This window comes from Paenibacillus glycanilyticus NBRC 16618 (assembly GCF_004000805.1).
In the GTDB taxonomy this organism is placed as follows: Bacteria; Bacillota; Bacilli; order Paenibacillales; family Paenibacillaceae; genus Pristimantibacillus; species Pristimantibacillus glycanilyticus.
The window spans coordinates 86577-113076 of the sequence record NZ_BILY01000016.1 but is presented as its reverse complement, the minus strand read 5'-3'; the positions used below and the strand labels follow the sequence as shown (position 1 = coordinate 113076).

Here is a 26500-nt window from a genome sequence, read left to right as displayed (position 1 = left end):
ATTAAAAATGAGAGGGGCTTGTCAAATGCGTAAAACCAGATTAAAAGGTTCTCTTGGCCTGGCTGCCGCGATCCCGCTGCTTGCATTGTCGATGACGGCGTGCAGCGATAACGGGGGGAACAACGCACCAGATGCGTCTGCGTCTGCAGGCAATGCAACGAATACGGGGCAAAAAGAAGCGGATGCACCCAAGCAGGTCACGTTAACGTTCCTGAGCGCCTGGAATGGCGGCGGAGCGGGTTTCCCGCAAGATCAAGAGAACAATCCGGTAGCAAAAGCGATTAGAGACAAGACTGGCGTCACGCTCAAGATGGAATCCATCACGACAAGTGAAGTCGAGAAGCTGAATACCATGTTCGCTTCCGGCACGGTTCCGGATATCGTAAACGCTCCGTACTGGTCGACAACCGGCGGTGAAGGTCAAGTTATCAAAAAAGCCGCTCTGGAAGGTCAGCTTCTTGACTTAACGCCTTATCTCGATAAATATCCGAATATTAAGAGACTGGTCACGACTGGCATAGCGAAGGACTTTGCCGAGTTTGACATGAATAGCCCTGATCTGAAGGGCAAGCAATATATTATTCCGACGGAGACGCCGGACGGTTCGATCGAAAGCATTCATAACTGGAATTATGGCCTTTATGCCCGCGGCGATATTTTGAAGGCGCTGAATGTAAATGCGGCGGATATCGATACGCAGGATAAGCTGTACGATTTGCTGGAGAAGATCAAAAACGGCAATTTCAAAGATATTAGCGGCAAGCCGGTTATCCCTTCCGGAACGCTGCACAACGGTTGGGATTCCAGCCAATTCACGAAGGGCTGGACGGGTTACAATATTTCGGACTTCCGCGAGGAAAACGGCAAGCTGACCTTCTGGGCTTTGTCCAAAGACGAAGAAGACAAAATGATGTATTTGCGCAAGTTGATCCAGGGCGGACTGTTCGATCCCGAAGCATTCAGCAACACCGACACGACAGCGATGGAGAAGCTGACCACCGGCAAGCTTGCCGTATTCGGAGCTCAGCCTATGCTTGGCGATCTGTCCAAAACGCTGTATAAGACGAATCCGGAAATGCAATACGAGCTGCTTGGTCCAATGAAGAATAAAAATGGCGAAATCGCTACGCAGGTTGAGAAGCCAGGACGTTCCGGATTCCCTGCGATCTTCTTGAGCGCGAAGATCAAAGACCCGGATGCGGCACTGCGTTATATTGATTTCGTAAACAGCGACGAAGGCCGTCTGCTCGCGTACTGGGGTATTGAAGGCAAGGATTACACGATGGTGGACGGAAGACCGCAATGGATTCCGGACGTGAAGAAGCAATTTGACGACAATCCGGACCTGAAGCGCGACGAAGGACTTAGCTTCCTGCCGGGCAGATTCACTGGCGCATTCTCCGATACGGTGACATGGCCGAAAACAGATGATCAAAAAACGCAATGGGATAAGCTGGAGGAAAGCTTCTCAGCGAAAATGCCGATTAAAATCATTGATAAAGTAAGCGCCTCTTATCTTGAAAGAGAATGGCCGAAATATCAGCAATATCGCGACAAGGTAGGCAGCTTTGATTTTAACGCGGAATTGCAGAAAGCCTACTTCGCGAAATCGGATGATGAAGCTTTGAAAATCCTTCACAAAGCCCAAGATAAATTCAAGGATGCCGGTGTCGAGGAAATGACCGAGTTTGTCGCTCAAAAAGCCGCGGAACGGAATGACATTGGCTTCTAAGATAAAATAGGACTAACACAAATAAACCGCCCGGTCGCCCGGGCGGTTTATTTGTGTTTATTGCTCCATTCACAGTAAGCATGCGCATCGTCACCGTCGCCGCGAAACTCGGCCGGAGCCCATCCGGATCTTCGGCGCCGATTTTTTCGGCTTGGTGAAGACCGAGCTCTTCTTCGATGAGCTTGATGACGAGCCGCCGGTAATGACCTTGCCGGTCTTGCCGGTGGAGCTGCTGCTGCCTGATCCGACCGCAGTGGAGTCGGCGTTCTTCGAACGTTTTAAGATGGATCCGGTACGGTTCACCGTCATTGGCGGTGCTTTTTTCAGATCCTGATCGGTTGGCGTATGGTAAGTGGTCTTCGGTTTGTAGACATCCTTCTGGGAGTAACCGCGGTAATTGCCATGACCGTACCTGCCGTTATCGAACAGATCGCTCAGCACGCTGGCGAGCAGGTAGCCCTCCAGGAAGCTGCTGCTGTAGTTGTTGCGTACGTATTCCTTGGAGTCGATCTCGATCAGGGAGTCCGACGGATCATCGGGAGCCTGCTGGATCTGGATGACCTCATCGCTGTAGACGAGGAACATCCTCTCGGTACTTTCCGCAGACTGCTGCTCCGGCTTCTTCTTATCGACAAGCTGCTTGGCGACCTCCGGAACGGTCTGGTCCGCAGCCCGGTAGACGTAAGACGTCTGGCTGCCCGAACCGTTCACCGATTCAAGCGGGTACTTCTCCTTTACGGTGTCGGAGATGGCGCAGGCCGCAAGCATGGGAATGACGAGGCTGAGTAATAGAATAATTTTGATGCTATGAAGCCACCACTTCTTCATCTTGCTCCTCCTAAAAAGAATTGCGAAGCAATTCTTACTTCGAAAGCATAAACTTAAAGAATTGCGAAGCAATTCTTACTTCGAAAGCATTCACTTAAGAATTGCTTCACCCTATGCGCCCCGAATCACGCGGACATCCGCGGGCAGCACGGATTCGCCGACATACAGCATGAAGCGTCCGTCCAGCCATTCCACGCGGAGCAGCTTCATATCGTCGGACTGATACTGCCATACGTATTGCTCGCCGCCTTGCATAAACGGCGTTTTGCCGTTGGCCGAGATCATACCCGAGAAGTTCTCTTCCATGTGATAAGCCCGGTCATCCAGCTCAAGGGTAGTTGGTACTTCGTCAAACGTATCCAGTCTTCCGTCGATTTGCTCGTACAGCGCGAAAACCGTTCTTTCGCGTTCCTCAATCGAGAGATAGCGGATGTCGCTGCCGTCCTGCAGCGTCAGCACAACCGCGTTGCGGCTGCGGTTCCGGCTGCTGCCGGTTACTTGGTACGTGACCAGGGAAACTTCACATACATCGCCGGGAGCTAGAGACAGGATGCTTTTCTCCGCTTTCACCGGCTCAGGCTTTGCCATAATATTTTTAATCCGTTTAAAAATGCTCATCTAGGTTTACTCCTTCGTACGATCGTTCTGTTAGACCGAAGCAATAATCAGCGCACCCGCAATGTGAAGGGACCCGGCGATTAACGCGTAGCCGACCTTGCCCTCGTGAATGCCTTTGTCCAGCTGAATGCCGGCAATGGCACCAAATATAATCCGGAAAATCGCTTCGACAATCAGCAGGGTGATAAACGATACAAGCGAGATCACAAGAGCTTCCCACATGTAAGTTGCCTGTCCGATCGACGATGCAAGGATGTAGGCCTGTGCGCCCAGCTTCATGACGAAACGGACCGCTACAGCCATATTACCATCTTTCATTTCCTTAAAATCATGGTATTTCGTGGACAATGAGTCTAAATACATGAGGATAAAAAGCAGCAGCGCCCCAGCGCCTGTCCACACCGGAATTTGAAGCAAATCCGTCCAAGTCATGACCATCTTTCCCCCAATAAAGTAATAGAACCGCAAAATCCGCCGGCGCTGCCGTTAAGCTATGGCGCCGGCGGACATGTTTGCGTCAGTCCATTTTATTCCATGCGAGCAGGAGCTATTCCTTCTTTTCGTACTGTCTCATCAGCGCGGCCAGTTCGTCTTCAACCGCTTTGTCCTTGCCAAGAGCCGCGAACTCGTCGTCAAGCGATTTGCCTTTGGACTGGGCAAGTTCGTTCGATGCTTCGGCGCGTGCTTCGGCTTGAAGCATTTTTTCTTCCATGCGCTTCAGGCCTGCGGAAGCGGAATCGGAGCTGAAGCCCGCAAGCGATTTGTTGATATGCTCTTGCGCTTTGGCCGCTTGGTAGCGGGCAACAAGCGTCTCGCGTTTGTTTTTCATCTCGGTCAGCTGTTTGCGCATTTCGTCGAGCTTCGCGCGGAGGTTATCCGCCATCGCTTTGTTGTTGTCAAAGCTTGTTTTGTATTCGGCGGCTTTCGCTTCAGCCGATTTTTTTTCTTCCAGCGCACGGCGGGCAAGGTCGATGTTCTGAGCTTGAGCCGCGATATGTGCTTGCTCGCCGCGTTTTTCCACGAGCTGAGCTTGCTCTTCGTACAGCTGCTTGAATTTTTTCTCGAGAGCGATTTGGGCCGCTACGGCTTTTTCGGCATCCTCAAGATCTTCTTGCATGTCACGGATATATTGGTCAGTCAGCTTGATCGGATCTTCCGCTTTCTCAATCAGAGCGTACACATTCGATAAAGTAAGGTCACGAAGTCGTTTGAAAATAGACATTTTAAACATCCTCCCGGAATTTTCGATTTTCAATATTGGAGCTTATATCACCTACATACGATTATACGCTCGATTAGGTTTCATTTCGATAGTTCGGGAAAAAGTGGGCCCCGGTTTCACAAGCGGCTGTTCGAGCATTTGAGGCAGCGTATCGGGTATTATTCAGCATGTTGTTAACCATGGTACGTATCACCGGGGGAAAGTGACGGCAATACTAAGACAACAGGGGCATCCGGGCATTGCAACGGATTATATCTTTTTCCTGTACGGCAATTTAATTAATCCACAGGCTTATCCACATTATCAACATGTATAATCCCCAATTATAGTGGGACTTTACATAAAGTTAATAACATATCCACAACAGAGGATGTCCACATAAAGTCCTAGTCCGGAAGTCAGGTCATACATGCAAAAATGTTGAGATTTGTCGGAGGTACTATTTGAAAATAAGGATTCGTTTGGAGTGGCTGGCCGTTATCGTTGCAGCCGCTGTCTTGTTGCCGCTGTTATTTTTCAGCCCCGTCGGGGTTGCGAATAATGGCGACTTTTACCGCATGATGCTGGCAGGCGGTATCGACTTCGCCGATCCCGGCGAATCTTACCGGGACAAGTATTTCGGATATTTTCATAGGTTGTATCATTACGGGCCGTTCTCGGCGGATAGATATATTTCCTCCCAGATCATCCCCGTTTTTATTGCGGGAATAATCGGCAGAGCGGTCAACTCGCAGACGTTTGACATCCGGATCCTATCGTTGCTGTATTCGGTGCTGTATGTCGCGGCCTTGTATGTCATCGTTAAATTCAATAAGCAGCGTTCGATCGTCTTTAATACCGTGCTTATCGCAAGCTTGGCGCTTGTATTTCTGGATATTGGATACGTCGCTTATTTCAACTCGTTTTTCGGCGAAGCGGTCACCGTCATCTTTATGCTGCTTACGTTCGGATTGGCGCTTGCTTTGCCGCATTCGGACAAGCCTTCGGTCTGGCTTCTGACGGCCTTTTATTTGTCGGCGGTTTGTCTTGTCGGCACGAAGCTGCAAAACGCCCCAATTGGGCTCCTGTTTCTGCTGCTGGGCTTGCGTTACTGGAAGCTGCGTGCTGACCGGGCATGGCGATGGACGGTCGGAATCTGGTCGGCCGTGCTGCTGCTTGCTACCGTTACAATGTATGCCGCTGCTCCAAGCGGACTGAAGCATATTAACCTGTATCAAACGGTGTTCTTTGGTGTACTCAAGGACTCGCCGGACCCGGCGTCGGATCTTAGGGAGCTGGGATTGCCGGAGGCATTCAAGGTGAATGCCGGAACGAATTTTTTTCAGAAGGATACGGTAATCAAGCAGAACGACCCCCGCATTGTTGCGGCGCTTGAGGGGATCAGCCATAAAGATGTGCTGCTGTATTACGCAAAACATCCGGACAGATTCCTGCAGAAGCTGAAGCGAGCTGCGAAGAACGGAATGAGTATCCGGCCTTTTTATCTGGGAAGCTACGAGAAGGAGGCGGGCAAGCCTTACGGGGCGGTCAGCTACGCTTATAGCACCTGGAGTACGTTTAAGCTGAAGGTTATGCCGAACAAACTTTGGTTTATTGCGGCGTTTGCCGCGGCTTATCTGGCCGTGCTTGCCGTCGAGTATATAAGGCGTTGGAGATCGGTGCAGCAGCGGCTGTATCTGGAGGCTTTGTTTGTTCTTGCGCTTGTCGGGATGTGTGGCTTTACCGTCCCCCTTGTTGGCGACGGGGAGGCGGATCTCGGCAAGCATTTGTTCCTGTTTAACGTCTGCTTCGATATGATGATGGTCGTTAGCGTGCTGTATGTCGTGCGGATCATCGTGAAAAAAGCAGGGCTGCCGCGCGGAGCTTGACCTCCACGCGAAACAGCCCTGCTTTCTTTTGGATCTGCTTAGCCCTGCGCGCCAGGACGGATGCGGACGACGCCAATCTCGGAAGCGTTAATGGCAAACGCGTTGCCGCCTTGGTTAATCGTTGCGTTCGCCGATTGGCCGACGCGGACGTTGGTTGTGCCTTTGCTCCATTTGACAATGTTCTTGTCAGCGGATTTCGTTCTTTTACGACCCATTCGAATCACCTCCTCGCCATTGCTTGGACGACTGTAGAGGCGGATTAACGTTTGCGTTTCTTTTGCTTCGCCAGCTGCTTCATAATTTGCACGTTAACGGCGTTGCTCGCGAGCACGTTGCCGGCTTCGGCCGATGCCTTGGCCGTCTGATAAATATTAATAACGATGTAGTTGTTGCGGCCGACGCGGTAGCGGTAGGACTTCACGTTTTGATGAATCAAGGGGGGAGCCTCCTCCTGATAGACTGGTATAGTCTATGATTGATAGGTAGATTCGGTCGCGGCGTATGCTAGAGATGAAGGGATTGTTGAGTTGATGAGGTTGCGCAGGAAAGTATCGGGATGGGGGATTGATCTGGTTACGCAGGAAAGTATCTCCTTCCGGTTGCTGTTGTTCTCTTGATATTCGGATCGAATTTTCAGCGGCGGTAATATCAAGAGTAACAAAGGCAAGCGCTAACGCTCCTCCATGAGATACTATTCCTTCTCCACCTATCAATCGGTGTGGGGAGAAAACAAAAAAGAGTGGAACCGGCTTAAAGCCTAGTTCCACTCCTTTTGTCTCAAAAAATAATCGATAGGATCCGAAGAGAAAACATCTCCTGAAAGAGTGTAACGCTTGCCTTTGAAATCGTGATAAAACCCATAAACTATTTATTCCAATATCACGATTTCAACAGCAACTAGAAGGAGATGTTTTCTCGGCAGGATCATTATCGATTAAAACGCCCAGTTGCCGTTAACCAAGATAGGCTCGCGGGTGCCGTCTTCGGTGATGCCGTAGAGGTTGAGCTCGGCGGAGCCTACCATGAAGTCGGTATGCGCCATGCTTTGGTTCAGCCCTCTTTCGAGCAGCTCCTCGCGCGATAGGCCGGCGCCGCCCTTGATGCAGGACGCGTAGGCGCTGCCCAGAGCCAAGTGGCAGGAAGCATTTTCGTCGAAGATCGTTTTATAGAACAAAATGTTCGAATCCGAAATGGGCGAGGTATGCGGCACTAGGGCAACTTCGCCGAGGAACTTCGCTGCGTCGTCGGTATCGAGCAGGCCTTTAATGGCTTCTTCGCCTTGCTCCGCCTTGAAATCGACCACGCGGCCGTTCTCGAAGGTAAACGAGAAGTTGTCAACGATATTGCCGTTATAGCTGAGCGGCTTCGTGCTGGAGATGGTTCCGTTTACGCCGGTACGAAGCGGTGCCGAGTAGACTTCTTCGGTTGGCAGGTTCGGAACGAACCAGGTGCCTTGTTCATTTTGCTTGCTGCCGCCAAGCCAGATTTGATCTTTGGGCATTTCTAGCGTCAGGTCGGTGCCAGGGGCAACGTAATGCAAATATTTATAGGCTTTATCGTTCAAATATTGCGCCTTGGATTTCAGCTGCTTAATATGCGCTTCCCAAGCGGCGATTGGATCCGGCTGGTCGGCACGCACCATTTGGAAGATCGTATCCCACAGCTTTGCGACTTGCTCTTCCTGCGGAAGATCCGGGAAGACCTTGGCTGCCCATGCGGCGGAAGGGGCTGTTGCCAGCGACCAGGTAAATTTGAAAGCCTGGGACATTTGACGGTATTTCTCGTTAGCTTTACGCGCCGTACGGTCCGCGTTGCGGATTTTTTCCTGCGATACGCCGCGGAGCAGATCGGGATCGGCGGATCCGATCGTAATGGAGGCAGCGCCTTTTTCCGCCATCTCGAGCTTTTCGCCGGCGGACCATTTTGGCTCCTCCAGGAACGATTCAAGCGAAGCAAGATCATAATGAATGCGGGATACGGCGTCGTCATGCCAGAATACCTTCACTTGGTAGGCACCGGCTTCATACGCTTTTTTCACGACGAGTCGAACGAGCTCTGGCGCGTCAATTGTCGCATTAACCATAACCGTTTGCCCTTGTTGTATGTTCGCTCCGATTTTTACAATGATGTCCGCATAGTTGTTTAATTTTTGCTCAAAAGTCAGCACGGGGCTTCATTCCTCTCTCGTTAACGTTATGTATAGTTTCCTGTGGACCCTATAGCTATAGTATGAACTTATTTTCGAGGAATTTCAAAATGGTAGAGGAGAGGCAGAATGGTTTGGTTACCGCGCGAGACGGCGTTATAATAGCAGGGAAAGCTTTTACTGAGAAACGGAGTGAATATGCATGGAATCCATTTGGCAACAGAGAAAAGGGCAGCTGGCTGCTTATTTGAAAGAGAACGGCATCGATATCGCCTTTATTACGTCTCCGACGAATGTATATTATTTTACGGGCTTTTCCTGCAATCCGCATGAGCGGTTCCTGGCGTTGGCGCTGGATGCGCGGACGGGGGAGGAGACGCTGTACATGCCGCTTCTCGACCTGTCGGCGGCGGAGCCGTTTGGCGGGAACGGCAAGCTTGTGCCAATCTCGGATACGCAGAATGCCTACGAGGTGCTGAAGCAGCATACGGCGTCGGGTGTTGCGGCAGCGGGCATTGAGAAGGAAGCGGTCTCGATCGCCAAGGCTGAGCGGATTCAGGATGCTTTAGGCGGCGCGCGTTTTGTTGATCTCGAAGGCTTTATTCTGTCCCTGCGCACGAAAAAAAGCGAGGAAGAAATCAGCAAGGTGCAGAATGCCGTTCTAATGGTGGAAAAGGTTGTGGCACACGCCGCTTCCCATGCCAAAATCGGCATGACGGAGCTTGAGCTGACGGCAGAGATCGAGTATCAGATGCGCAAGCTTGGCGCGGACCGTCCGGCGTTTGAATCCATCGTGCTGACCGGCGCCCGTTCCGCGCTGCCGCATGGCACGCCGGGCTACGACACGATCAAGCATGGCGACTTTGTGTTGATCGATATCGGCGTTCAGGCCGGCGGCTATTGCTCCGACATTACGAGAACGTTTGTGATGGGGGAGGCTTCCAAAGAGCAGCGCGCCATCTACGATACGGTGCTTGCCGCCAACATGGCGGGGATCGCGGCGGCCAAAGCCGGCGTAACGCTGGCTTCCGTGGATAAAGCGGCCCGCGACGTCATTGAGCAGAAGGGCTTTGGGCCGCTGTTCACGCATCGTCTCGGCCATGGCTTTGGCATGGATGTGCATGAGCAGCCTTCCGTTTCGGGGCAAAATCAATCGGTTATCGAGCCGGGCCTGTTGTTTACGATTGAACCGGGCATCTATGATCCGGTGATCGGAGGCGTCCGGATTGAGGACGACGTGTACATTCAAGCGGACGGTTCCGTCAGCGTGCTGACCAGCTATCCGAAAGAGCTGATTTTGCTGGGCAACTAGTAGAGCGATGTGGCGGTAGTGGGATAGCCTTCGCGTTGGCGTTAACGAAACTACAACACCTTATTTGGTGGTTATTGGGCCGCTGTGATTTCTAACGAAACTCAGTAACGTTAATTGGGGCGAATGAGCTACATTGGGCTTAAAAAACGACCTAATAGCGATACCAGGTTTCGTTAGAATCTGAAAACGGCTGTTTTTCCGGAAATAACGATACTACGTTTCGTTAGCCGGGATGGGGGCGTTGGCTTTGAGCCCGCCTGCAGCCCGCTTGCGTCTTTGCATCCTCGGCCCATGTAGCCGGCAAAAAGAAATCCCTGCGTACCCGCAGGGATTTCTTTTTGTGATATTTTACTGAGCACAACGTTGGATGGGCCCTCGCTTGGCGCTAACGAAACTACAGCACCTTATTTGGCGGTTTTTGGGCCGCTGTGATTTCTAACGAAACTCAGTAACGTTATTTGGGGCGAACGAGCTACATTTGGCTTGAAAACGACCTAATAGCGATACCAAGTTTCGTTAGAATCTGAAAACGGCTGTTTTGTCGGAAATAACGATACTACGTTTCGTTAGCCGGGATGGGGGGCGTTGGCTTTGAGTCCACCTGCAGTCCACTTGCGTCCTTACGACCCCGGCCCATGTAGCCGGAAAAAAGAAATCCCTGCGTACCCGCAGGGATTTCTTTTTGTGCGAATTTGCAAGGCGTGGCGGGTGCGGGAGGCAAGTTACTTAAACATATTCCTCAAAACCAACACCAGGTTCGCCGGCTTCTCGGCCAAACGGCGGGTGTAGTACGGGTACCACATCGTGCCGTACGGCACGTAGCAGCGGACGCGGTAGCCTTCTTGGGCTAGCTCGGCTTGCTTGCCCATGCGAAGGCCGTAGAGCATCTGGAACTCGAAGGCATCCTTCGAGATATTGTTTGCCTCGGCGAAAGCCTTGGTGAAGTTGATGACCTTATCGTCATGCGAGGCAACGGCCGTATATACTCCGTTCTTCAGGCGATGCTCGATGAGCTTTTTGAAGTTGCCGAGCACTTGCCCCGCATTCTGGTACGCCACCTCCGGGGGCTCTTTGTAAGCCCCTTTCACCAGCCGCAGATTAACCTTTTCCTTGCTCAGCGCCTTTACATCCTCTTCGGACCGGTGCAAATACGCTTGAATGACGGTGCCCACATTGGTCATCCAGCCGGCATGAAGCCTCCGCACCAGATCGATGGTCGCCTGCGTATACGGCGTATCCTCCATATCGAGCCGGACAAAAATCCGGCTGTACTTCGCCTCCGACACAACCGCCCGGATATTGGAGTGGCATTGCTCCTTATCCAGCGCAAGACCGAATTGGGTCGGCTTGAGCGAGACGTTGGCATTCACTTTGCGTCTTGCGATCTCGCGGACAATCTTTAAGTACTCATCCCTGTAGCCCTCGGCTTCCTTCAAGTCCTTGATCCCTTCTCCAAGATGGTCCAGCGTCACCATAATGCCCTGACTGTTGAGCTCCTCCGTTCGATCCATCGCTTCTTCCAGATTGTCGCCGGCGATGAATTTGGAAGCGAGCTTGCGGCCGTAGCGGATGGACAGATGCTCCACAAGCTTGTTGCCGGTGATGCCTAGCAGTGTTCGGCGGTAAAGGCCTGCACCCATTGTCTATCGCTCCTTTCTAAGTAAAAAACATAACGTCCTGCCGGATGAACTATAAATGGAATAGTGAGCATGTATCGAAGGGGGATGCGGGTATGAGGGCAACATTTAAGAATGAACCTTTCACGAACTTTCAGTCGGAAGCAAATAACAAGGCGTACGATGCGGCGCTTGAATTGGTGGGTTCCAAGCTGGGCAGGGAATATCCGCTGGTGATCGGTGGCCGCCGGATTACGACGACGCGGACCTTGCCGTCCACGAATCCGGCCTCCAAAAATCAGGTGATCGGCGTAGTTTCCCAAGCGGATGCCAGTCTTGCGGAAGAGGCCATTCAGACAGCGGCTCGCACCTTCGACAGCTGGAAGTTTACCGAGCCAAACGAACGGGCCAGGTATTTATATAAAGCAGCGGCACTGCTGCGGCGGCGCAAGCATGAGTTTTCCGCATGGATGACGGTTGAAGCGGGCAAAACGCGAGCCGAGGCCGATGCGGATACGGCGGAAGCGATAGACTTTATGGAATTTTACGCGCGCGAGCTGCAGCGCATAAGCAAGCCGCAGCCTCTGACTCCTCTTGACGATGAGGAGAATCAACTTTATTATATTCCGCTTGGCGTCGGTATTGTCATTCCGCCCTGGAATTTCCCTCTCGCTATTATGGCGGGCATGACCACGGCCGCTCTCGTATGCGGCAACACGGTTGTCCTGAAGCCGGCAAGCCCAACGTCGGTTATTGCGGCGCAGTTTTTCGAGCTGCTTGAAGAAGCCGGCGTCCCTGCGGGCGTCGTCAATTATTTGCCGGGGCCGGGCAGCGAGGTTGGCGATTATCTGGTTGATCATCCGCTGACGCGGTTCGTCAGCTTTACCGGTTCCCGCGAGGTTGGACTAAGGATCAACGAACGGGCGGCAAAGACGCAGCCGGGGCAAAAATGGATCAAGCGCGTCATTGCCGAAATGGGCGGAAAAGACGCCATCATCGTGGATGCGGAGGCGGATCTGGAGCTTGCCGCGGATTCGATTGTAGCTGCTGCCTTTGGCTTTTCCGGGCAAAAATGCTCCGCCTGCTCCAGAGCGATCGTCCACGAAGCCGTGTACGACGAGGTGCTGGCGAAGGTTCTGGACCGAACCAACCGGCTTACGGTAGGCGATCCTGCGGATGCTACCACGAATGTAGGAGCCGTTATCGATGACAAGGCCTTCCGCAAAATCCAGGAGTATATCGAGATTGGCAAGGGAGAAGGCCGATTGGTCGCCGGGGGAACATCCGATGATTCGGTCGGTTATTTTATCGAGCCTACGATCTTTGCCGATGTAGACGCGAACGCCCGAATCTCGCAGGAGGAGATTTTTGGTCCGGTGCTTGCTTTTACGAGAGCCAAATCGTTCGAGAATGCTCTTGAGATCGCGAACAATACGGTGTTCGGCTTGACGGGAGCCGTTATTTCGAGAAACCGGGCGCATCTGGAGCAGGCTCGGCGCGAGTTTATGGCAGGCAATTTGTATTTAAACCGCAAATGCACGGGGGCGCTTGTGGGCGCGCATCCGTTTGGCGGGTTCAATATGTCGGGTACGGATTCGAAGGCGGGCGGCCGCGATTACCTGCTGCTGTTCACGCAGGCAAAGATCGTATCGGAGAGATATTAAGGAATGTAAGCGCCCGGCAAAGGGAGTTTGGCTCAGCGCCTCGAATAGAATACAATAGTGGAAGCGGGTACTTGGGAAATGCAGGATTCATGGAAAAAGGGGATCGATCATTATGACGCAGCAGGAAACCTATATCATCGCGCTGGACCAAGGGACAACGAGCACACGTGCGATTTTATTCGATAAAGCGGGGAACCCGCGCGCAATTGCCCAGACGGCGGTGGACTGCGCGTTTCCGCATCCGGGCTGGGTAGAGCAGGACGCCGTGCAGCTGTGGGAAACCTCGCTGAAGGTGATACGCGAGCTGCTTGCGAAGGAAGGCCTGAGGGCGGAGCGCATCGCCGCAATCGGCATCTCGAACCAGCGGGAGACGACGATCATCTGGGACAAAACGACGGGCAAGCCCGTCTATAACGCCGTCGTCTGGCAATCGCGCCAGACTTCGGGCATTTGCGAAGCGCTGAAGGAAGCCGGCCATGAAATGCCGATCCGGGAGAAAACCGGGCTCTTGATCGACCCGTATTTCTCCGGAACTAAGGCGAAATGGGTGCTCGACGAGGTAGCGGGAGCGCGCGACAAAGCTGCGGCCGGCGAGCTGTTATTCGGCACCGTGGACAGCTGGCTGATCTGGAAGTTGACCGGCGGAGCGGTTCACGTGACGGACTACTCGAACGCGTCGCGGACGTTGCTGTACAATATTCATGAGCTGAAGTGGGATGCTGACCTGCTCGAATGGCTGGACATTCCGGCTTCCATGCTGCCGGAGGTGCGCTCGTCTTCCGAGGTATACGGCACAACGGAAGCGGCGTTGTTTGGCGGGCCTATTGCTATCGCTGGCGCTGCCGGCGACCAGCAGGCCGCTTTGTTCGGGCATGGATGCTTTGAGAGAGGCGAAGCGAAAAACACGTACGGCACCGGCTGCTTTATGCTCATGAACACGGGCACGGAGCCGATCCGTTCGGAGCATGGCCTGCTCACGACCATCGCCTGGGGCTTTAACGGGCAGGTGGAATACGCGCTTGAAGGCAGCGTCTTTGTAGCGGGCTCGGCGGTGCAGTGGCTTCGCGACGGCATGGAATTGATCGAGTCCTCGGAGGAGAGCGAAAAGCTGGCTTCTTCCGTGGATTCGACGGAAGGCGTTTACGTTGTTCCCGCCTTTGTCGGGCTAGGTACGCCTTATTGGGACAGCGAAGTCCGCGGCGCGGTATTCGGCATGACGCGCGGAACCCGGCGCGAGCATTTTGTCCGGGCAACGCTTGAGTCCATTGCGTATCAGACGAAGGATGTGCTGGACGCGATGGAGCAGTCGGCGGGCATTCCGCTGCAAACGCTATGCGTGGACGGCGGCGCGATCCGCAACAATCTGCTCATGCAGTTCCAGAGCGATCTGCTTGGCGTGCCGGTTGAACGGCCGGTCATCAGCGAGACAACGGCGCTTGGCGCCGCTTATTTGGCTGGGCTTGCGGTTGGCTACTGGCAGGGCCGCGGGGAGATTCTGGAGCAGCGGCGGCTGGACCTCGTTTTTGAGCCGGCGATGGCACTTGAGAGGGTAGAACAGCTGTATGCCGGTTGGCAGAAAGCCGTAAAGGCGGCAATGGGTTTTCGATAAGGGAATAGACCGTGGCAGTTCTTCATCATGCGTAATAGCATAATGGAGAAATGTTCGCGGTTTTCTTTTTTCCACAGAAGATAAAGAATTTGCGATAGGAGCTGTTCGTAATGGCAAGCGGGAACGGGCATGGTGGAGGACCAACTTTTAACGCTCTAAAGAGAGAGGAGCAGTTCGGGCGGCTGCAGGCGGAGGAATACGATCTGCTTATTATCGGCGGAGGCATTACCGGGGCGGGGATCGCGCTTGATGCGGTTACGCGGGGATTAAAGACGGCGCTGGTGGAGATGCAGGATTTCGCCGCGGGGACGTCAAGCCGCTCGACCAAGCTGGTGCATGGCGGTCTGCGTTACTTGAAGCAGCTCGAGATTGGAGTTGTAGCCGAGGTCGGCAAGGAACGCGCGATTGTATACGAGAACGGGCCGCATGTGACAACGCCGGAATGGATGCTGCTCCCGATCTATAAAGGCGGTACCTTCGGGATGTTTAGTACTTCGCTTGGTCTTCGATTGTATGACTTTCTGGCAGGGGTCAAACGCGCCGAGCGGAGGAAAATGCTTGGAAAAGACGAGACGGTCACGCGCGAGCCGCTTCTGAAGCGGGAGGGCCTGAAGGGGGGCGGCTATTATGTCGAGTACCGTACCGACGATGCCCGATTAACAATAGAAGTGATGAAAAGAGCCGTAGAGCTCGGAGCTTGCGCGATCTCTTACGTGAAGGCCGAATCGCTGCTGTATGAGAACGGGCGGATCGTTGGCGCGGACGTGAGGGACCGGCTGACGGGAAATACGGGACAAGTGAAGGCAAAGGTTACGATCAATGCCGCAGGCCCTTGGGTAGACGCGATACGGGAGAAGGACGGATCCAAGAAGGGGAAGACGCTCCATCATACGAAAGGCGTCCACCTCGTATTTGACCAGAGACGTTTCCCGCTTGGTCAGGCCATCTACTTCGACTCGGAAGACGGGCGGATGCTGTTTGCGATTCCCCGCGACGGAAAGACGTATATCGGCACAACCGATACGGATTACAAGGAGGACCTTGTCCATCCGAGGATGACGGCTGCGGACCGGCAGTATATTTTGAAGGCGGCTAACGATATGTTCCCTACGCTTGGGCTGAAAGCCGAGGACGTGGAATCGAGCTGGGCAGGCGTAAGACCGCTTATTCATCAGGAAGGGAAAGACCCGTCCGAGATTTCGCGGCGCGACGAGGTGCTGGTATCGCCTTCGGGCCTTCTCTCCATGGCAGGGGGCAAGCTGACCGGCTACCGGAAGATGGCCGAGACCGTTATGGAACAGGCTGCAGAGCAGCTTGCCAAAGCCGGACGGGACGGTATAGGCGAGAGCCGGACGAAGACGCTTCCGATCTCGGGCGGTGACGTTGGCGGTTCGGAGGGATACGAGCGATTTGTCTCGGATAAAAAGGCGGCAGCCGTCAAAGCGGGGCTCGCCGGCCCGGATGCGGAACGGCTTGTCCGCCGGTTCGGGTCCAACATCGATACCGTGCTCAGCCTTATGCCCGAAGCGCAGGAGGAAGCGATTCGCCGAAAGCTTCCGGTTACGCTTTTGCTGGAGCTGCTGTATGCGATCCGCCATGAAATGGCCTGCAAGCCGGTCGACTTCTGGATCCGCCGCAGCGGCAGCCTCCTGTTCGACCGTAGCCGTGTTATCCGCTGTAAGGACGGCGTGCACCGTTATATGGCGGAGCTGTTCGGTTGGTCGGCGGGCGTCAGCACGGCTTATGCGGAGCAGCTGGAGCGCGAGCTCCAGCTGGCGGTGGAACCGAAGGAGTAGGATTAGTATGGTTATGCCGGAAAAAGCGTACCTGACAGCTGGATGATGATCGTTAGCGTCACGCTGCTGAGCAGGGTGGAGAACAGCACGGCCTGGGCGGCAAAACCAGGCTCATTGTTGTACTCAAGGGCAAGCGCGGCACTGTTGCGGCTTGTCGGAATTGCGCTTGCGATGAAGAGCGCCTGAGCCGTAATGCCTTGTACATGCATGAGTTCAAGAAGCAGCCAGGCTATAAATGGAGCTGCCGCAAGGCGGAGGAGACTGCTCCATAAGACGGTAATTGTATGGAGTGACAGCATCGTGGAAGCCATCTGTGCGCCAATCGTGAGCAATGCGAAGCTGAGCATACCGTCGGCAATGGTCGATAAAGGCGTCAGAAGCGGCTCCGGCATGTCAATATGGGCGAGCCGCAGCAGTGTTCCGGCGATAATGGCATACAGGACGGGCATTTTAACAAATTGCAGCAGCGATTTTTTTAGCCCGCTTGCCGCCCTGCTGGCATTCAGCAGGCCAAAGGTGAAGGTTGCGAACAGCTCAAAGGTTACGACCATCATCTGAATGGACATTGCAAACGGATCGTGCTTGAACGCCATGGCATTAACCGGGATACCGATATTGCCGTTATTCGTTAAGGCGATGCTGTTCGAGAAGCTGGCGGCAAGCGGCTTTGGGTGGCGAAGCATCCGGCTGACGCCATGACCGAGCAGGACAATCAGGATGAACTGTGCAGCGAGGAAAACGAAGATGGTAGCGACCAAAGAAGCGGACAGCTCGGCTTGATACACTTTTACGAAAGCAAGGGCGGGAATGTAGTAATACATGAGCATCTTGGAGAAACCGCCAAGCTCGAACTTGAACTTGCGATGGAGCAGTGCTCCGATTGCGAGCGGAATTAGGATCGGAACGATAATGTAGAGGAAAGTATGCCATATACTCAATGAGAGCAACTCCTTTGATTAGCTTGAGTGAATAACCATTTGTTCGCCTGGCGCAAGTACTTGACCGGCAAGCCCTTGCTGCAGAAGCATCTGAACGAAAAGAGAGGCATCCTGCTTTATGATAGGGAATGTATCGTAATGAATGGGAATGACGCGGCGCGCTTTAATCCAAGACGCGGCAATTGCGGCGTCTTCCGGCCCCATCGTAAAACGTCCGCCAATCGGCAGGAAGGCAATGTCGATATCGAAACGTTCCCCAATCAGACGCATATCGCCAAACAATCCGGTATCTCCCGCATGATAGAGGGTAAACCCGTCTATCTCGAGAATAATCCCGACCGGTGATCCGGTATAGACAATCTGGCCCTCCTCGGATAAGGCGGATGAGGTATGAAGGGCTTGCGTCAGACTGACGCGCCCAAACGGAAAGTCCCAAGCTCCGCCGACATGCATGGGCTCGACCTGAACGCCATGCCTTCCCAGATGGATGGCCAGCTCTTCAACGGCAATAATCGGGGCATGGTTTTGTTTTGCCAGCGGAATGGCATCGGTGATATGATCGGAATGACCGTGGGTCAGCAGGATGTACTGCGTCTTAATCTGTTCCAGACTCTTGGAGACGGCGAGCGGATTGCCGGTCAAAAAAGGGTCGATGATGACGGAAACGGCATCATGGGTCACTTGGATGCAGGAATGTCCGTGATAAACAATGCGCATAAGTGAGGCCTCGCTTTCAAAATGAATTTTATAACCAATTTATATACGAGCGTTTGTATTTATGTTATATTATTGACAGTGAATAAATGTCAATCTTTTTTTGTTTATTTTTGTCAAAGGAGCCGTGGAGCCTTTGTTATCGATAGAGAAACAGTTGCTGTATCTCCTGACCAGCGGGGACGGAGCCGGATCGGGCGCAGCCGTCGGCAGGCTTATCGAGGTGTATGAAGCGCGGGGCATCTCCCATCAGATTGTGCGCAACGCTCTTTCCAGGCTGAAGAAGGAAGGTTATGCCGAATCGGCGGAACGTTCCCGATATAAGGCAACGCCTCTTGGCGAGGAATTCATCCGGATCATTAACGCTAAACCCGGTTTGTACGAAAAGGAATGGGACGGGCAATGGTGCATGGTTATGTTCGAGATTCCGGAGTCGGAACGACGCAGAAGGGATAGCTTCCGATCGGAGCTGTTACAGCTGGGGTTTGGTTCGCTTTATAAAAGCGTCTATGTCTCGCCATGGGATTACAGGGATGAGGTCATCCGGCTAGGCCGGCAGTGCGAGGTTGCCGGATATATAACGGTGACGAGTACAAGGATTGTACATAATGACATCACGCCGGAGCACTCCTTCCGTCTATGGCCGCTTGAGGAGCTGCAGGCGTTGTATCGAGATAAAGACCGATGGTTACAAGAGCACCTGGTACCTGCTTTGGCGTTGCTTGAGCATACGGGAGATGAGGACGGACTGCAATTATTTGTCCTTTTTCTCGAACTTGGCGAGATCATTGCGGAGCTTGGCTTACGCGATCCTATGCTTCCGGATCCGCTGCTTCCGGACGATTGGACAGGAAAGAGGCAAATGCAGCAGTTTCAGGCAAGCCTGCGCCAAATCGCGCAAGCGATACCCGAGCAATCGCCTTACCGCGCCTTTGTGGAGCATTTCCTCGGACGCTAGAGGAGATGCCGCATGAGCAAGGAGGAGCCTCACGGACAGTGAGGTTTTTTGCGCTGTTCTTTTTCCTCGTTGCCGGAAATCTATTTCGCTGACTATAATAAAAGCGCATACAATTCCAATCCTGATAGGCAGTAGGGGGAACGTCCTTGTATACGATATTGCTGGTTGACGATGAAGCGGTCGTAAGGGAAGGCATCAGGGAGCGCATACCGTGGGAGGAGCTTGGTTTTCGGTGCGTGGCGGATTGCGAGAATGGCGTGCAGGCGCTGGAGGACATCGAACGGCTGCGGCCGCATATCGTGCTGACGGATATTAACATGCCGTTTATGGACGGGCTGGCCTTGTCCCGCGAAGTCATGGAACGGTATCCGGAGACAAAGGTCGTGATCCTGACCGGATACGACGATTTCGAATACGCGCAGCAGGCGCTGAAGCTGAAGGTAAAGGATTTCATTCTGAAGCCGGTAACGGCTGCCGAGTTCTCGGCGATGCTGCATAAGCTCCGGCTGGAGCTGGACGAGGAGAAGAGAGAGCGGGAGGATCTGGCCCGGCTGCAAAGCCAGCTGCATGAGAGCATGCCGCTCCTCAAGGAACGTTTCCTCGAGCGGATGTCGACGATGGCCTTAAGCGAGAAGGAGATTGCGTCGCGTCTGCACTATTTCCAGATTCAATTGACGGGACCTTGCTATCTGGCGCTGGCAATCGACACGGACCGGCTGGAAGAGCAGGGCGGCGCGGATACGGACCGGGAGCTGCTTAGGTTTGCCATATACAATATCGCGCAGGAGATTATTAGCGCGGAACCGGGGGCCGTTGTTTTCCGCAGCAGAGAGGAACGGGTGATGGCCGTCCTTGGCGGGGATCGCGAGGAGCTGCTGCAAGAGAAGGCGCAGGAGCTGGCTGAGCGTATCCGTCAATCGGCGGTCCAATTCCTGAAGCTGACCGTTTCGGTCGGAATCGGGATGACCGTTCATAGCTGTACGAGAATCAGAGAGACCTGCAAGGCTGCGGCTGCGGCATTGGATTACCGGCTTGTGCTTGGCGACAACAGCGTTATCAGCATACTGGACATGGAGAAGCGCAGAAGCTCGCCGGCCGGGCATCCGGCCGAGTTCGACCGCGAATTAATAGCGGGAATCAAGACGGGCACGGCGGATGAAGTAGAGCGGGCTATCGAAGCGCTGATCCGATATAACAAGGCAGAACTGACCAGTATCGATCACTGTTATTTGCGTATTCAAAAAACGATTCTTGCCGTCATGCAGTCACTTGGCGATATCGGCTGCAAGGAGTCCGAAGTGTTCGGAGAAGGCATTAATCCGATGACCGAAATCTACCGGTTCAGGACAATGGAAGAGATCGGGGAATGGCTGAAGACGGCCTGCCGGCAAGCCGTTCACAGCGTAACGGCAACTCGCCATGACCAGTGCCGGTTACAGATTGCGGAAGCGATCGCTTATCTGGAAACGAATTACGAGGACGAGAATCTATCGGTGAAAGGCGTCTGCAAGCAGGTTCATATGAGCGTCAGCTATTTCAGCGCGGCTTTTAAAGCCCATACCGGCAGAACCTTTATCGAATACCTGACTGCGGTCCGAATGGATAAAGCGAAGGAGCTGCTGAAATTTACCGGTCTCCGGACTTACGAGATTGCCGCCAGAACCGGCTATAGCGATGCGCAGTATTTCAGCGTTCTGTTCAAGAAGCACACGGGGGAGTCCCCAACGGATTACCGTCATCGGACGGCGGCGGAACAGGCATGAGGCGCGCTTATGGAATTATTTAAATTCAAAAGCATTCAGACGAATATCGCCGCCGCCTCCGCTTGTCTCATTCTTCTTACGGCCATCCTGCTTGGCGTCATCTCTTACCAGCTGTCGGCCTCGTCCGTCCGCGAGACGGCCCAGGACTATACGGCGGAGCTGATCCGCCAGGTAAATGCCAACATCCAGACCTACATTACCAGCATGGAAAATATATCGATGCTCGCGCTCAGCAACGAGGATGTCCGCGAGCTTGTAAGCGAAGAGGGAAATAACGGGACAAGCTCGGAGGAGCTGGCGCGCGAGCAGCGGATCTCCGCGTCTTTTCATTCCATTATGGCTTCTCGCAAAGATATCGCTTCGATTAACGTGATTGGCTACAACGGCCGATTCGTCTCGGACCGCGAGCATGTCGAGCTGAATCCAAGCATCAGGCTGGCGGAGCAGCCCTGGTACACAAGCGCGCAGGAAGCATCGGGCCGCATCGTCGTGTCTTCCTCCCATGTCCAGCATATGTTCAAGGATGAATACGACTGGGTCGTATCGCTCAGCCGGGAGCTGTGGAGCAAGGATCAGACGGAGCCGCGCGGCGTGCTGCTTGTCGACTTGAACTTCAGCGTCATCAACGACACGCTGAACAACATTGACTTAAGCAAACGCGGGTATGTATTTATCGTGGATGAGAGCGGCAATATCGTCTACCATCCGCAGCAGCAGTTGATCTACAGCAATCTGAAGTCGGAGAAAATCGACCAGGTGCTGGCGAAGGGCAGCGGCAGCTTTACGACCGAGGAAGGGAAGACAAGCCGGATCTATACGATTCAGGATACCGGCTTCGGCTGGAAAATCGTTGGCGTGTCCTACGTCAACGAATTAATCGGCAACAAACGCGAAATGCAGCTGTCGATGGTAGCCGCGGGAGTCTTTTGCCTGATCGTAGGCCTATTGCTTGCCGTCTTCATTTCTCGTAATCTGTCCCGTCCGATCAAGCAGCTGCAGGAGCATATGAAGAAGGTGGAGAAGGGGATCTTCAACATCCGTGTGCCTATCGGCAATCCAAGGGAAATTGCTTCTCTAGCCCGCACGTTTAACCTGATGGTCGTCAAGATCGAGGAGCTGATGAGCCAGGTCGTCCGGGAGCAGGAGATTAAGCGGAAGAGCGAGCTGACGGCGCTGCAGGCGCAGATTAACCCGCATTTTTTGTACAATACGCTGGATTCGATTATATGGATGGCCGAGGGGAAAAAGACGGACGAGGTTGTTCTGATGACCTCCGCGCTGGCGCGGCTGTTCCGCTCCTCCATCAGCAGAGGACAGGAGCTGGTCCCGATCCGTACGGAGATTGAACATGTTGCCAACTACCTGACGATTCAGAAAATCCGGTACAAGGACAAGCTGGATTTCCATATCGACGTGGATCCGGATATTTACGGGTACCGCACGCTGAAGGTACTGCTCCAGCCGCTGCTTGAGAATGCGATCTACCACGGCATCAAGAACAGAATCGGGACGGGGACGATTCAGGTAACCGGCGGCAAGCGAGACGGTTATATATGGCTGGAAGTGAGCGATAACGGCGTTGGGATGGAGGCGGAGGCGCTCCGTACCATTCTGGAGCCAAGGAGAAACGACCGGGAAAGCAAAGGCGTTGGCGTGGTGAATGTCCATGAGCGAATCCAGCTTTATTTCGGGAAGGATTACGGCCTGACGTACAGAAGCGTACCGGATGAAGGGACGACCGTAACGGTACGGATTGCCGCCATTGAAGGCGATGAATTGGCTGGAGGTGTTGGCGCATGAGCGAGTATAGACGCAAATCCGCATCTATCGCCATTACCGCGGTTCTTATCGTGATTGCTGTCGTTGGCATCTATAAATGGGCGGCAAGCCAGCGTACGGAGAAGCCCGTCGACATCATCGTTACGGTAAAAGCAAAAAGCTCGGCGATTGATTTCTGGAAGGTGCTCATCACCGGAGTTGAGGACGCGGCGAATGAATTCGGCGCCAATGTCACGGTGATTGGACCTCCGTCCGAGACGGAGATCGATATCCAGATGGAGCAGCTGGAGCAGGCCATCCGGCAGAAGCCGGATGCGATCGTGATGGCCGCCACCGATTATAACCGGCTCGTTCCTGTCGCCCAGCAGATCGTTAAGGCAGGTATCAAGCTTATTACGGTGGATTCCCGCATTAACAGCGACGATGCGCTCAGTTTTATCGCAACGGATAATATTGCGGCCGGGGAGAAGGCCGGAGAAGAGATGGCCAAGCTGCTGCCGGAATCCGCTTCCTCGAAAATCGCCATAATGAGTTACGTTTACGGAACCTCGTCACAGCTTGAACGGGAAAAAGGCGTGCGGCAGTGGCTGGACGGACACTCGCACATTGCGGTGGCAAGTACGCTCTATAGCGAAGGGCGGCTCGAGAAGGCCTATGAGCTGACCAAAGAGCTTCTCGCCAAAGATCCCGGCATTGAAGGGATTGTTGGGCTAAATGAGCCTTCTACCGTTGGCGCCGGACGGGCCATAGAAGAGCTTGGGCTAAGCGGGAAAGTGAAGCTTGTCGGCTTCGACAGCTCGGTAGATGAAGTAAAGCTGATTGAAAGCGGCGTGCTACAGGCGACCATTGTCCAGAAGCCTTACAATATGGGCTACCTCAGCGTAAAGACGGCCATTGAAGCGGTGCGGGGCAAGAAGGTGCCGAAGCTGATCGATACGGAATCGGTCATTATCAACAAAGACAATATGTATACGGAACAAAATCAGAAGCTGCTCTTCCCCTTTGTGGGAGAGTAGCTTTTCTTTTTTCAATAGGAACAGAACAGATTTTTTTCAACTATTCAAATACATTATTCCATTCTGGCAAAAGCGAAAGCGCTTTAGAATGAGCTTAGTTACATCGGGATGGAGTGATTGGGCATGAAGGACATACTCGTTCGCATGGAAGGAATCAATAAGTATTTTCCGGGCGTTCAAGCCCTGCAGGATTGCCGCTTAGAGTTAAGGCGGGGCGAGGTGCATGCGCTGGTCGGAGAGAACGGAGCGGGCAAGTCGACCATGATGAAGGTGCTGACCGGCGTTTATCAAAAGGATGGGGGAAGCATCGTATACGACGGAACGGAAGTCGAGATACCCAATTCGAAAACCGCGCAGAATTTGGGGATTTCTATCATCCACCAGGAGCTTAACCTAGCCCCCGATCTGACGGTGGCGCAGAACATCTATATCGGACGCGAGCCTCGGCGTGGTCTTCGGCTGTTTCTGAACGAGCGGGAGCTGAGGCGGAAGGTCGAGCGGTTGTTCGAGCGGCTGAACATGGATTTGGATCCGGATGAACCCGTCGCCAATCTTACCGTAGCGAAGCAGCAGATGGTGGAGATCGCCAAAGCGTTGTCTTACGACGCCAAGGTGCTCATCATGGACGAACCAACCGCGGCGCTGAGCGATACGGAGATCGATGATCTGTTCGTTATTATAAACCAGCTTAGAGCAAGCGGAGTTGGCATCGTCTATATCTCGCACCGGATGGATGAGCTCAAGCGGATTACCGACCGGATTACCGTCATGCGGGACGGACGATATATCGATACAGTGCCAACGGCTTCCGTTACAAACGAGCAGATCATTGCGATGATGGTTGGCCGCGAGATTTATGACAGCACCAAGCAGAACCGGATAGCGGAGAACAGCGAGACGGTGCTTGAGGTGAAGGGGCTAAGCCGCAAGGGAGCACTCGACAATATCAGCTTTAAGCTCCGCAAAGGAGAAATCATCGGCTTCGCGGGGCTGATTGGAGCGGGTCGGACCGAGGTGGCGAGAGCGATTTTTGGCGCCGATCCGATCGATTCGGGCGAGATAACGGTGCATGGCCGCAAGGTAGTAATGAAGCAGCCCTATGACGCGGTGCAGGCGGGAATCGGATACTTGTCGGAGGACCGCAAGCGGTACGGCTGCATCGTGGAGATGGATGTGAAGACCAACGTGGCGGTCGCTTCGCTCCGGCAATATGTGAATGCAATAGGCTGGGTGAACCGGAGCAAGATTGCGAAGGCGGCCGAGCAGATTGTCGAGATGCTGAAGGTGAAGACGCCTCATATCGATCAGGAGGTCAAATTCCTTTCGGGAGGCAATCAGCAGAAGGTTGTCATCGGCAAATGGCTGACCCAGGGTTGCGACATTCTGATCTTTGATGAGCCGACCCGCGGGATCGATGTTGGAGCAAAAAGCGAAATCTACAAGCTGCTGAACGATCTGGCCGCCAAGGGCAAATCGATCATTATGATCTCCTCGGAGCTTCCGGAGATCCTGCGGATGAGCCACCGCATCATCGTGATGTGCGAAGGGCGCATCACGGGCGAGTTGGACCGCGAGGAAGCCACGCAGGAGCAGATTATGAGATATGCGACATTAAGAGCTTAATCGGCAGAGGTTTCGAGCTCAAACTCGCGGCCGCATGGTCCAGTAGCAGGTAAATACCGTGTTACAGAGGCGCTCGCTGCAAGTTGCAACCTCCGATGAGTCAAATAGCAGGCAAAAACCGAGTTACAGGGGTGTAAGCACCTTAGCCCTGCCTCGAACAAGGCAAATAAGAGGAAAGAACCGAGTTACAGAGGCGCGTGACCCCGTGGGTCAAAGTAGCCTTATATGAGGAGGTACGTCAATGAAAATGCAGCCAAAAGCCGAAATGGCGCAGCTTGGCGGCAAGCAGACCGCAATTATTCTGAAACCGGGCGTTCTGCAGCAGGTGCTTGCTTTTGCCAGTCTGATCGTCCTTATTCTCGTATTCACCTTTTCGTCCAGCAATTTTTTTCAATTCTCCAATATCGTAGGGATTCTGCTCTCAACCGCGGTGACCGGCGTCCTGGCGCTGGGCTCTACGTTTGTCATTATTACGGGCGGCATTGATTTGTCGGTCGGAACGGTGATGACCTTAAGCGCGGTAATGACCGGAGTGTTTATTACGTATTGGGGGCTGCCGGTTCCGATTGGCATTATCGGTGGCATCCTGACGGGTGCCGTTTGCGGGCTGTTGTCCGGCGTGATGGTCGCCAGGCTTAAGATCCCTCCCTTTATCGCCACCCTTGCCATGATGATGATCGCCAAAGGCCTTGCTCTTGTCATCTCCGGTACGAAGCCGATCTACTTCAACGATCATCCGGTGTTCAGCGAGGTGTCGCAGGGCTCGTTCTTCGACAAGCTTATCCCGGGCTTTGCCATCCCGAATGCGGTTGTCATTTTCTTCATCGCCGCGATTATCGGAAGCATTCTGTTGTCCAAAACAATCGTCGGCCGTTATAACTTTGCTCTCGGCAGCAATGAGGAAGCAACGAGGCTGTCCGGCGTTAACGTGAACTATTGGAAAATCGTAATCTACACGCTTACCGGCGTTTTCACCGGTCTGGCTGGTATTCTGATTGCTTCCCGGCTCAACTCCGCCCAGCCTGCGCTTGGCGCCGGTTACGAGCTTGAGGCTATAGCGGCGGTTGTCATTGGCGGCACCTCGCTTAGCGGGGGGAAGGGTACAATCGTAGGCACGGTTATCGGCGCTCTGATTATGAGCGTGCTGACGAACGGCCTTCGCATTTTGTCCGTTCCGCAGGAATGGCAGACCGTTGTGGTCGGCATCGTCATCTTGCTTGCGGTTTATGCGGACATTCTGCGCCGACGCAAAGCGTAAACCGATTCACGCTAGAAACTTTGGTCTCTTCGCAAGTCTC

At 53.6% G+C, this 26500-nt stretch carries 22 protein-coding genes and 1 pseudogene; 13 read left to right on the top strand and 10 right to left on the bottom strand.

What is annotated here, in order from left to right:
* Nucleotides 1–25: 25 nt before the first annotated feature.
* Nucleotides 26–1732, top strand: coding sequence for an extracellular solute-binding protein (locus PGL01S_RS14880; protein ID WP_127495400.1), 1707 nt, complete (start codon nt 26–28; stop codon nt 1730–1732).
* Nucleotides 1733–1822: 90 nt separating this feature from the next.
* On the opposite strand, the gene PGL01S_RS14875 is transcribed toward PGL01S_RS14880, so the two are convergent.
* The 4 genes from PGL01S_RS14875 to PGL01S_RS14860 form a co-directional block, all read right to left on the bottom strand.
* Nucleotides 1823–2560, bottom strand: coding sequence for a DUF4247 domain-containing protein (locus PGL01S_RS14875; RefSeq protein ID WP_127495399.1), 738 nt, complete (start codon nt 2558–2560; stop codon nt 1823–1825).
* Between the two features lie 111 nt (nt 2561–2671).
* Nucleotides 2672–3178, bottom strand: a complete 507-nt coding sequence (locus PGL01S_RS14870; RefSeq protein WP_127495398.1) for a DUF4178 domain-containing protein — start codon at nt 3176–3178, stop codon at nt 2672–2674.
* 30 nt (nt 3179–3208) lie between these two features.
* Nucleotides 3209–3610 carry a DUF350 domain-containing protein gene (locus tag PGL01S_RS14865; protein WP_127495397.1) on the bottom strand — a complete coding sequence of 134 codons (402 nt, stop codon included), beginning with the start codon at nt 3608–3610 and terminating at the stop codon, nt 3209–3211.
* 115 nt (nt 3611–3725) lie between these two features.
* Entirely contained in the window at nt 3726–4400 is a 675-nt protein-coding gene (locus PGL01S_RS14860) for a PspA/IM30 family protein (RefSeq protein ID WP_127495396.1), read from the bottom strand.
* A 151-nt stretch (nt 4401–4551) separates the two neighbouring features.
* Here PGL01S_RS14860 and PGL01S_RS31450 point away from each other — a divergent pair.
* Nucleotides 4552–4716, top strand: a pseudogene (locus PGL01S_RS31450) (DinB family protein); the annotation flags it as partial.
* Between the two features lie 127 nt (nt 4717–4843).
* Entirely contained in the window at nt 4844–6268 is a 1425-nt protein-coding gene (gene wsfD, locus PGL01S_RS14850) for a glycan biosynthesis hexose transferase WsfD (RefSeq protein WP_127495395.1), read from the top strand.
* 38 nt (nt 6269–6306) lie between these two features.
* Here wsfD and PGL01S_RS30845 read toward each other — a convergent pair whose 3' ends face one another.
* The 3 genes from PGL01S_RS30845 to PGL01S_RS14845 all read right to left on the bottom strand — a co-directional run bounded on the left by PGL01S_RS30845 (nt 6307) and on the right by PGL01S_RS14845 (nt 8435).
* The gene (locus tag PGL01S_RS30845) at nt 6307–6483 is read right to left on the bottom strand and encodes a hypothetical protein (RefSeq protein ID WP_164775472.1); all 177 of its coding nucleotides are present in this window, start codon (nt 6481–6483) and stop codon (nt 6307–6309) included.
* 44 nt (nt 6484–6527) lie between these two features.
* Entirely contained in the window at nt 6528–6704 is a 177-nt protein-coding gene (locus tag PGL01S_RS30840) for a hypothetical protein (protein ID WP_164775479.1), read from the bottom strand.
* 498 nt (nt 6705–7202) lie between these two features.
* The gene (locus PGL01S_RS14845; RefSeq protein WP_127495394.1) at nt 7203–8435 is read right to left on the bottom strand and encodes an aminopeptidase; all 1233 of its coding nucleotides are present in this window, start codon (nt 8433–8435) and stop codon (nt 7203–7205) included.
* Between the two features lie 181 nt (nt 8436–8616).
* Between PGL01S_RS14845 and PGL01S_RS14840 the strand changes: the two genes are divergently transcribed.
* Nucleotides 8617–9726 (top strand): M24 family metallopeptidase, encoded by a 1110-nt coding sequence (locus PGL01S_RS14840; RefSeq protein WP_127495393.1) that lies wholly within the window; start codon nt 8617–8619, stop codon nt 9724–9726.
* Nucleotides 9727–10448: 722 nt separating this feature from the next.
* Here the strand turns inward: PGL01S_RS14840 and PGL01S_RS14835 are convergent.
* Nucleotides 10449–11366 carry a proline dehydrogenase family protein gene (locus tag PGL01S_RS14835; protein ID WP_127495392.1) on the bottom strand — a complete coding sequence of 306 codons (918 nt, stop codon included), beginning with the start codon at nt 11364–11366 and terminating at the stop codon, nt 10449–10451.
* Nucleotides 11367–11458: 92 nt separating this feature from the next.
* Here PGL01S_RS14835 and pruA point away from each other — a divergent pair, with 92 nt between their 5' ends.
* The 3 genes from pruA to PGL01S_RS14820 all read left to right on the top strand — a co-directional run bounded on the left by pruA (nt 11459) and on the right by PGL01S_RS14820 (nt 16411).
* Nucleotides 11459–13006 carry an L-glutamate gamma-semialdehyde dehydrogenase gene (pruA, locus tag PGL01S_RS14830; RefSeq protein WP_127495391.1) on the top strand — a complete coding sequence of 516 codons (1548 nt, stop codon included), beginning with the start codon at nt 11459–11461 and terminating at the stop codon, nt 13004–13006.
* A gap of 112 nt (nt 13007–13118) precedes the next feature.
* Nucleotides 13119–14615 carry a glycerol kinase GlpK gene (gene glpK / locus PGL01S_RS14825; RefSeq protein WP_127495390.1) on the top strand — a complete coding sequence of 499 codons (1497 nt, stop codon included), beginning with the start codon at nt 13119–13121 and terminating at the stop codon, nt 14613–14615.
* A 110-nt stretch (nt 14616–14725) separates the two neighbouring features.
* Nucleotides 14726–16411, top strand: a complete 1686-nt coding sequence (locus PGL01S_RS14820; RefSeq protein WP_174806566.1) for a glycerol-3-phosphate dehydrogenase/oxidase — start codon at nt 14726–14728, stop codon at nt 16409–16411.
* A gap of 11 nt (nt 16412–16422) precedes the next feature.
* Here the strand turns inward: PGL01S_RS14820 and PGL01S_RS14815 are convergent, their stop codons facing one another.
* Together PGL01S_RS14815 and PGL01S_RS14810 are read right to left on the bottom strand one after the other, a co-directional pair.
* Nucleotides 16423–17349, bottom strand: a complete 927-nt coding sequence (locus tag PGL01S_RS14815; RefSeq protein ID WP_127495389.1) for an AEC family transporter — start codon at nt 17347–17349, stop codon at nt 16423–16425.
* 18 nt (nt 17350–17367) lie between these two features.
* Nucleotides 17368–18066: a metal-dependent hydrolase gene (locus tag PGL01S_RS14810; protein WP_127495388.1), complete on the bottom strand. Its 699-nt coding sequence runs from the start codon at nt 18064–18066 to the stop codon at nt 17368–17370.
* Nucleotides 18067–18199: 133 nt separating this feature from the next.
* Between PGL01S_RS14810 and PGL01S_RS14805 the strand changes: the two genes are divergently transcribed.
* The 6 genes from PGL01S_RS14805 (at nt 18200) to PGL01S_RS14780 (ending at nt 26460) form a co-directional block, all read left to right on the top strand.
* Nucleotides 18200–19021 carry a PaaX family transcriptional regulator C-terminal domain-containing protein gene (locus tag PGL01S_RS14805; RefSeq protein ID WP_127495387.1) on the top strand — a complete coding sequence of 274 codons (822 nt, stop codon included), beginning with the start codon at nt 18200–18202 and terminating at the stop codon, nt 19019–19021.
* 146 nt (nt 19022–19167) lie between these two features.
* Nucleotides 19168–20784, top strand: coding sequence for a response regulator transcription factor (locus PGL01S_RS14800; RefSeq protein ID WP_127495386.1), 1617 nt, complete (start codon nt 19168–19170; stop codon nt 20782–20784).
* 9 nt (nt 20785–20793) lie between these two features.
* Entirely contained in the window at nt 20794–22584 is a 1791-nt protein-coding gene (locus tag PGL01S_RS14795; protein ID WP_127495385.1) for a cache domain-containing sensor histidine kinase, read from the top strand.
* Nucleotides 22581–23579, top strand: a complete 999-nt coding sequence (locus PGL01S_RS14790; RefSeq protein ID WP_127495384.1) for a substrate-binding domain-containing protein — start codon at nt 22581–22583, stop codon at nt 23577–23579. Before PGL01S_RS14795 ends, PGL01S_RS14790 begins: the two co-directional genes overlap by 4 nt.
* Before the next feature lie 123 nt (nt 23580–23702).
* Entirely contained in the window at nt 23703–25202 is a 1500-nt protein-coding gene (locus PGL01S_RS14785; RefSeq protein WP_127495383.1) for a sugar ABC transporter ATP-binding protein, read from the top strand.
* A 265-nt stretch (nt 25203–25467) separates the two neighbouring features.
* Entirely contained in the window at nt 25468–26460 is a 993-nt protein-coding gene (locus tag PGL01S_RS14780; protein ID WP_127495436.1) for an ABC transporter permease, read from the top strand.
* Nucleotides 26461–26500 lie beyond the last annotated feature (40 nt).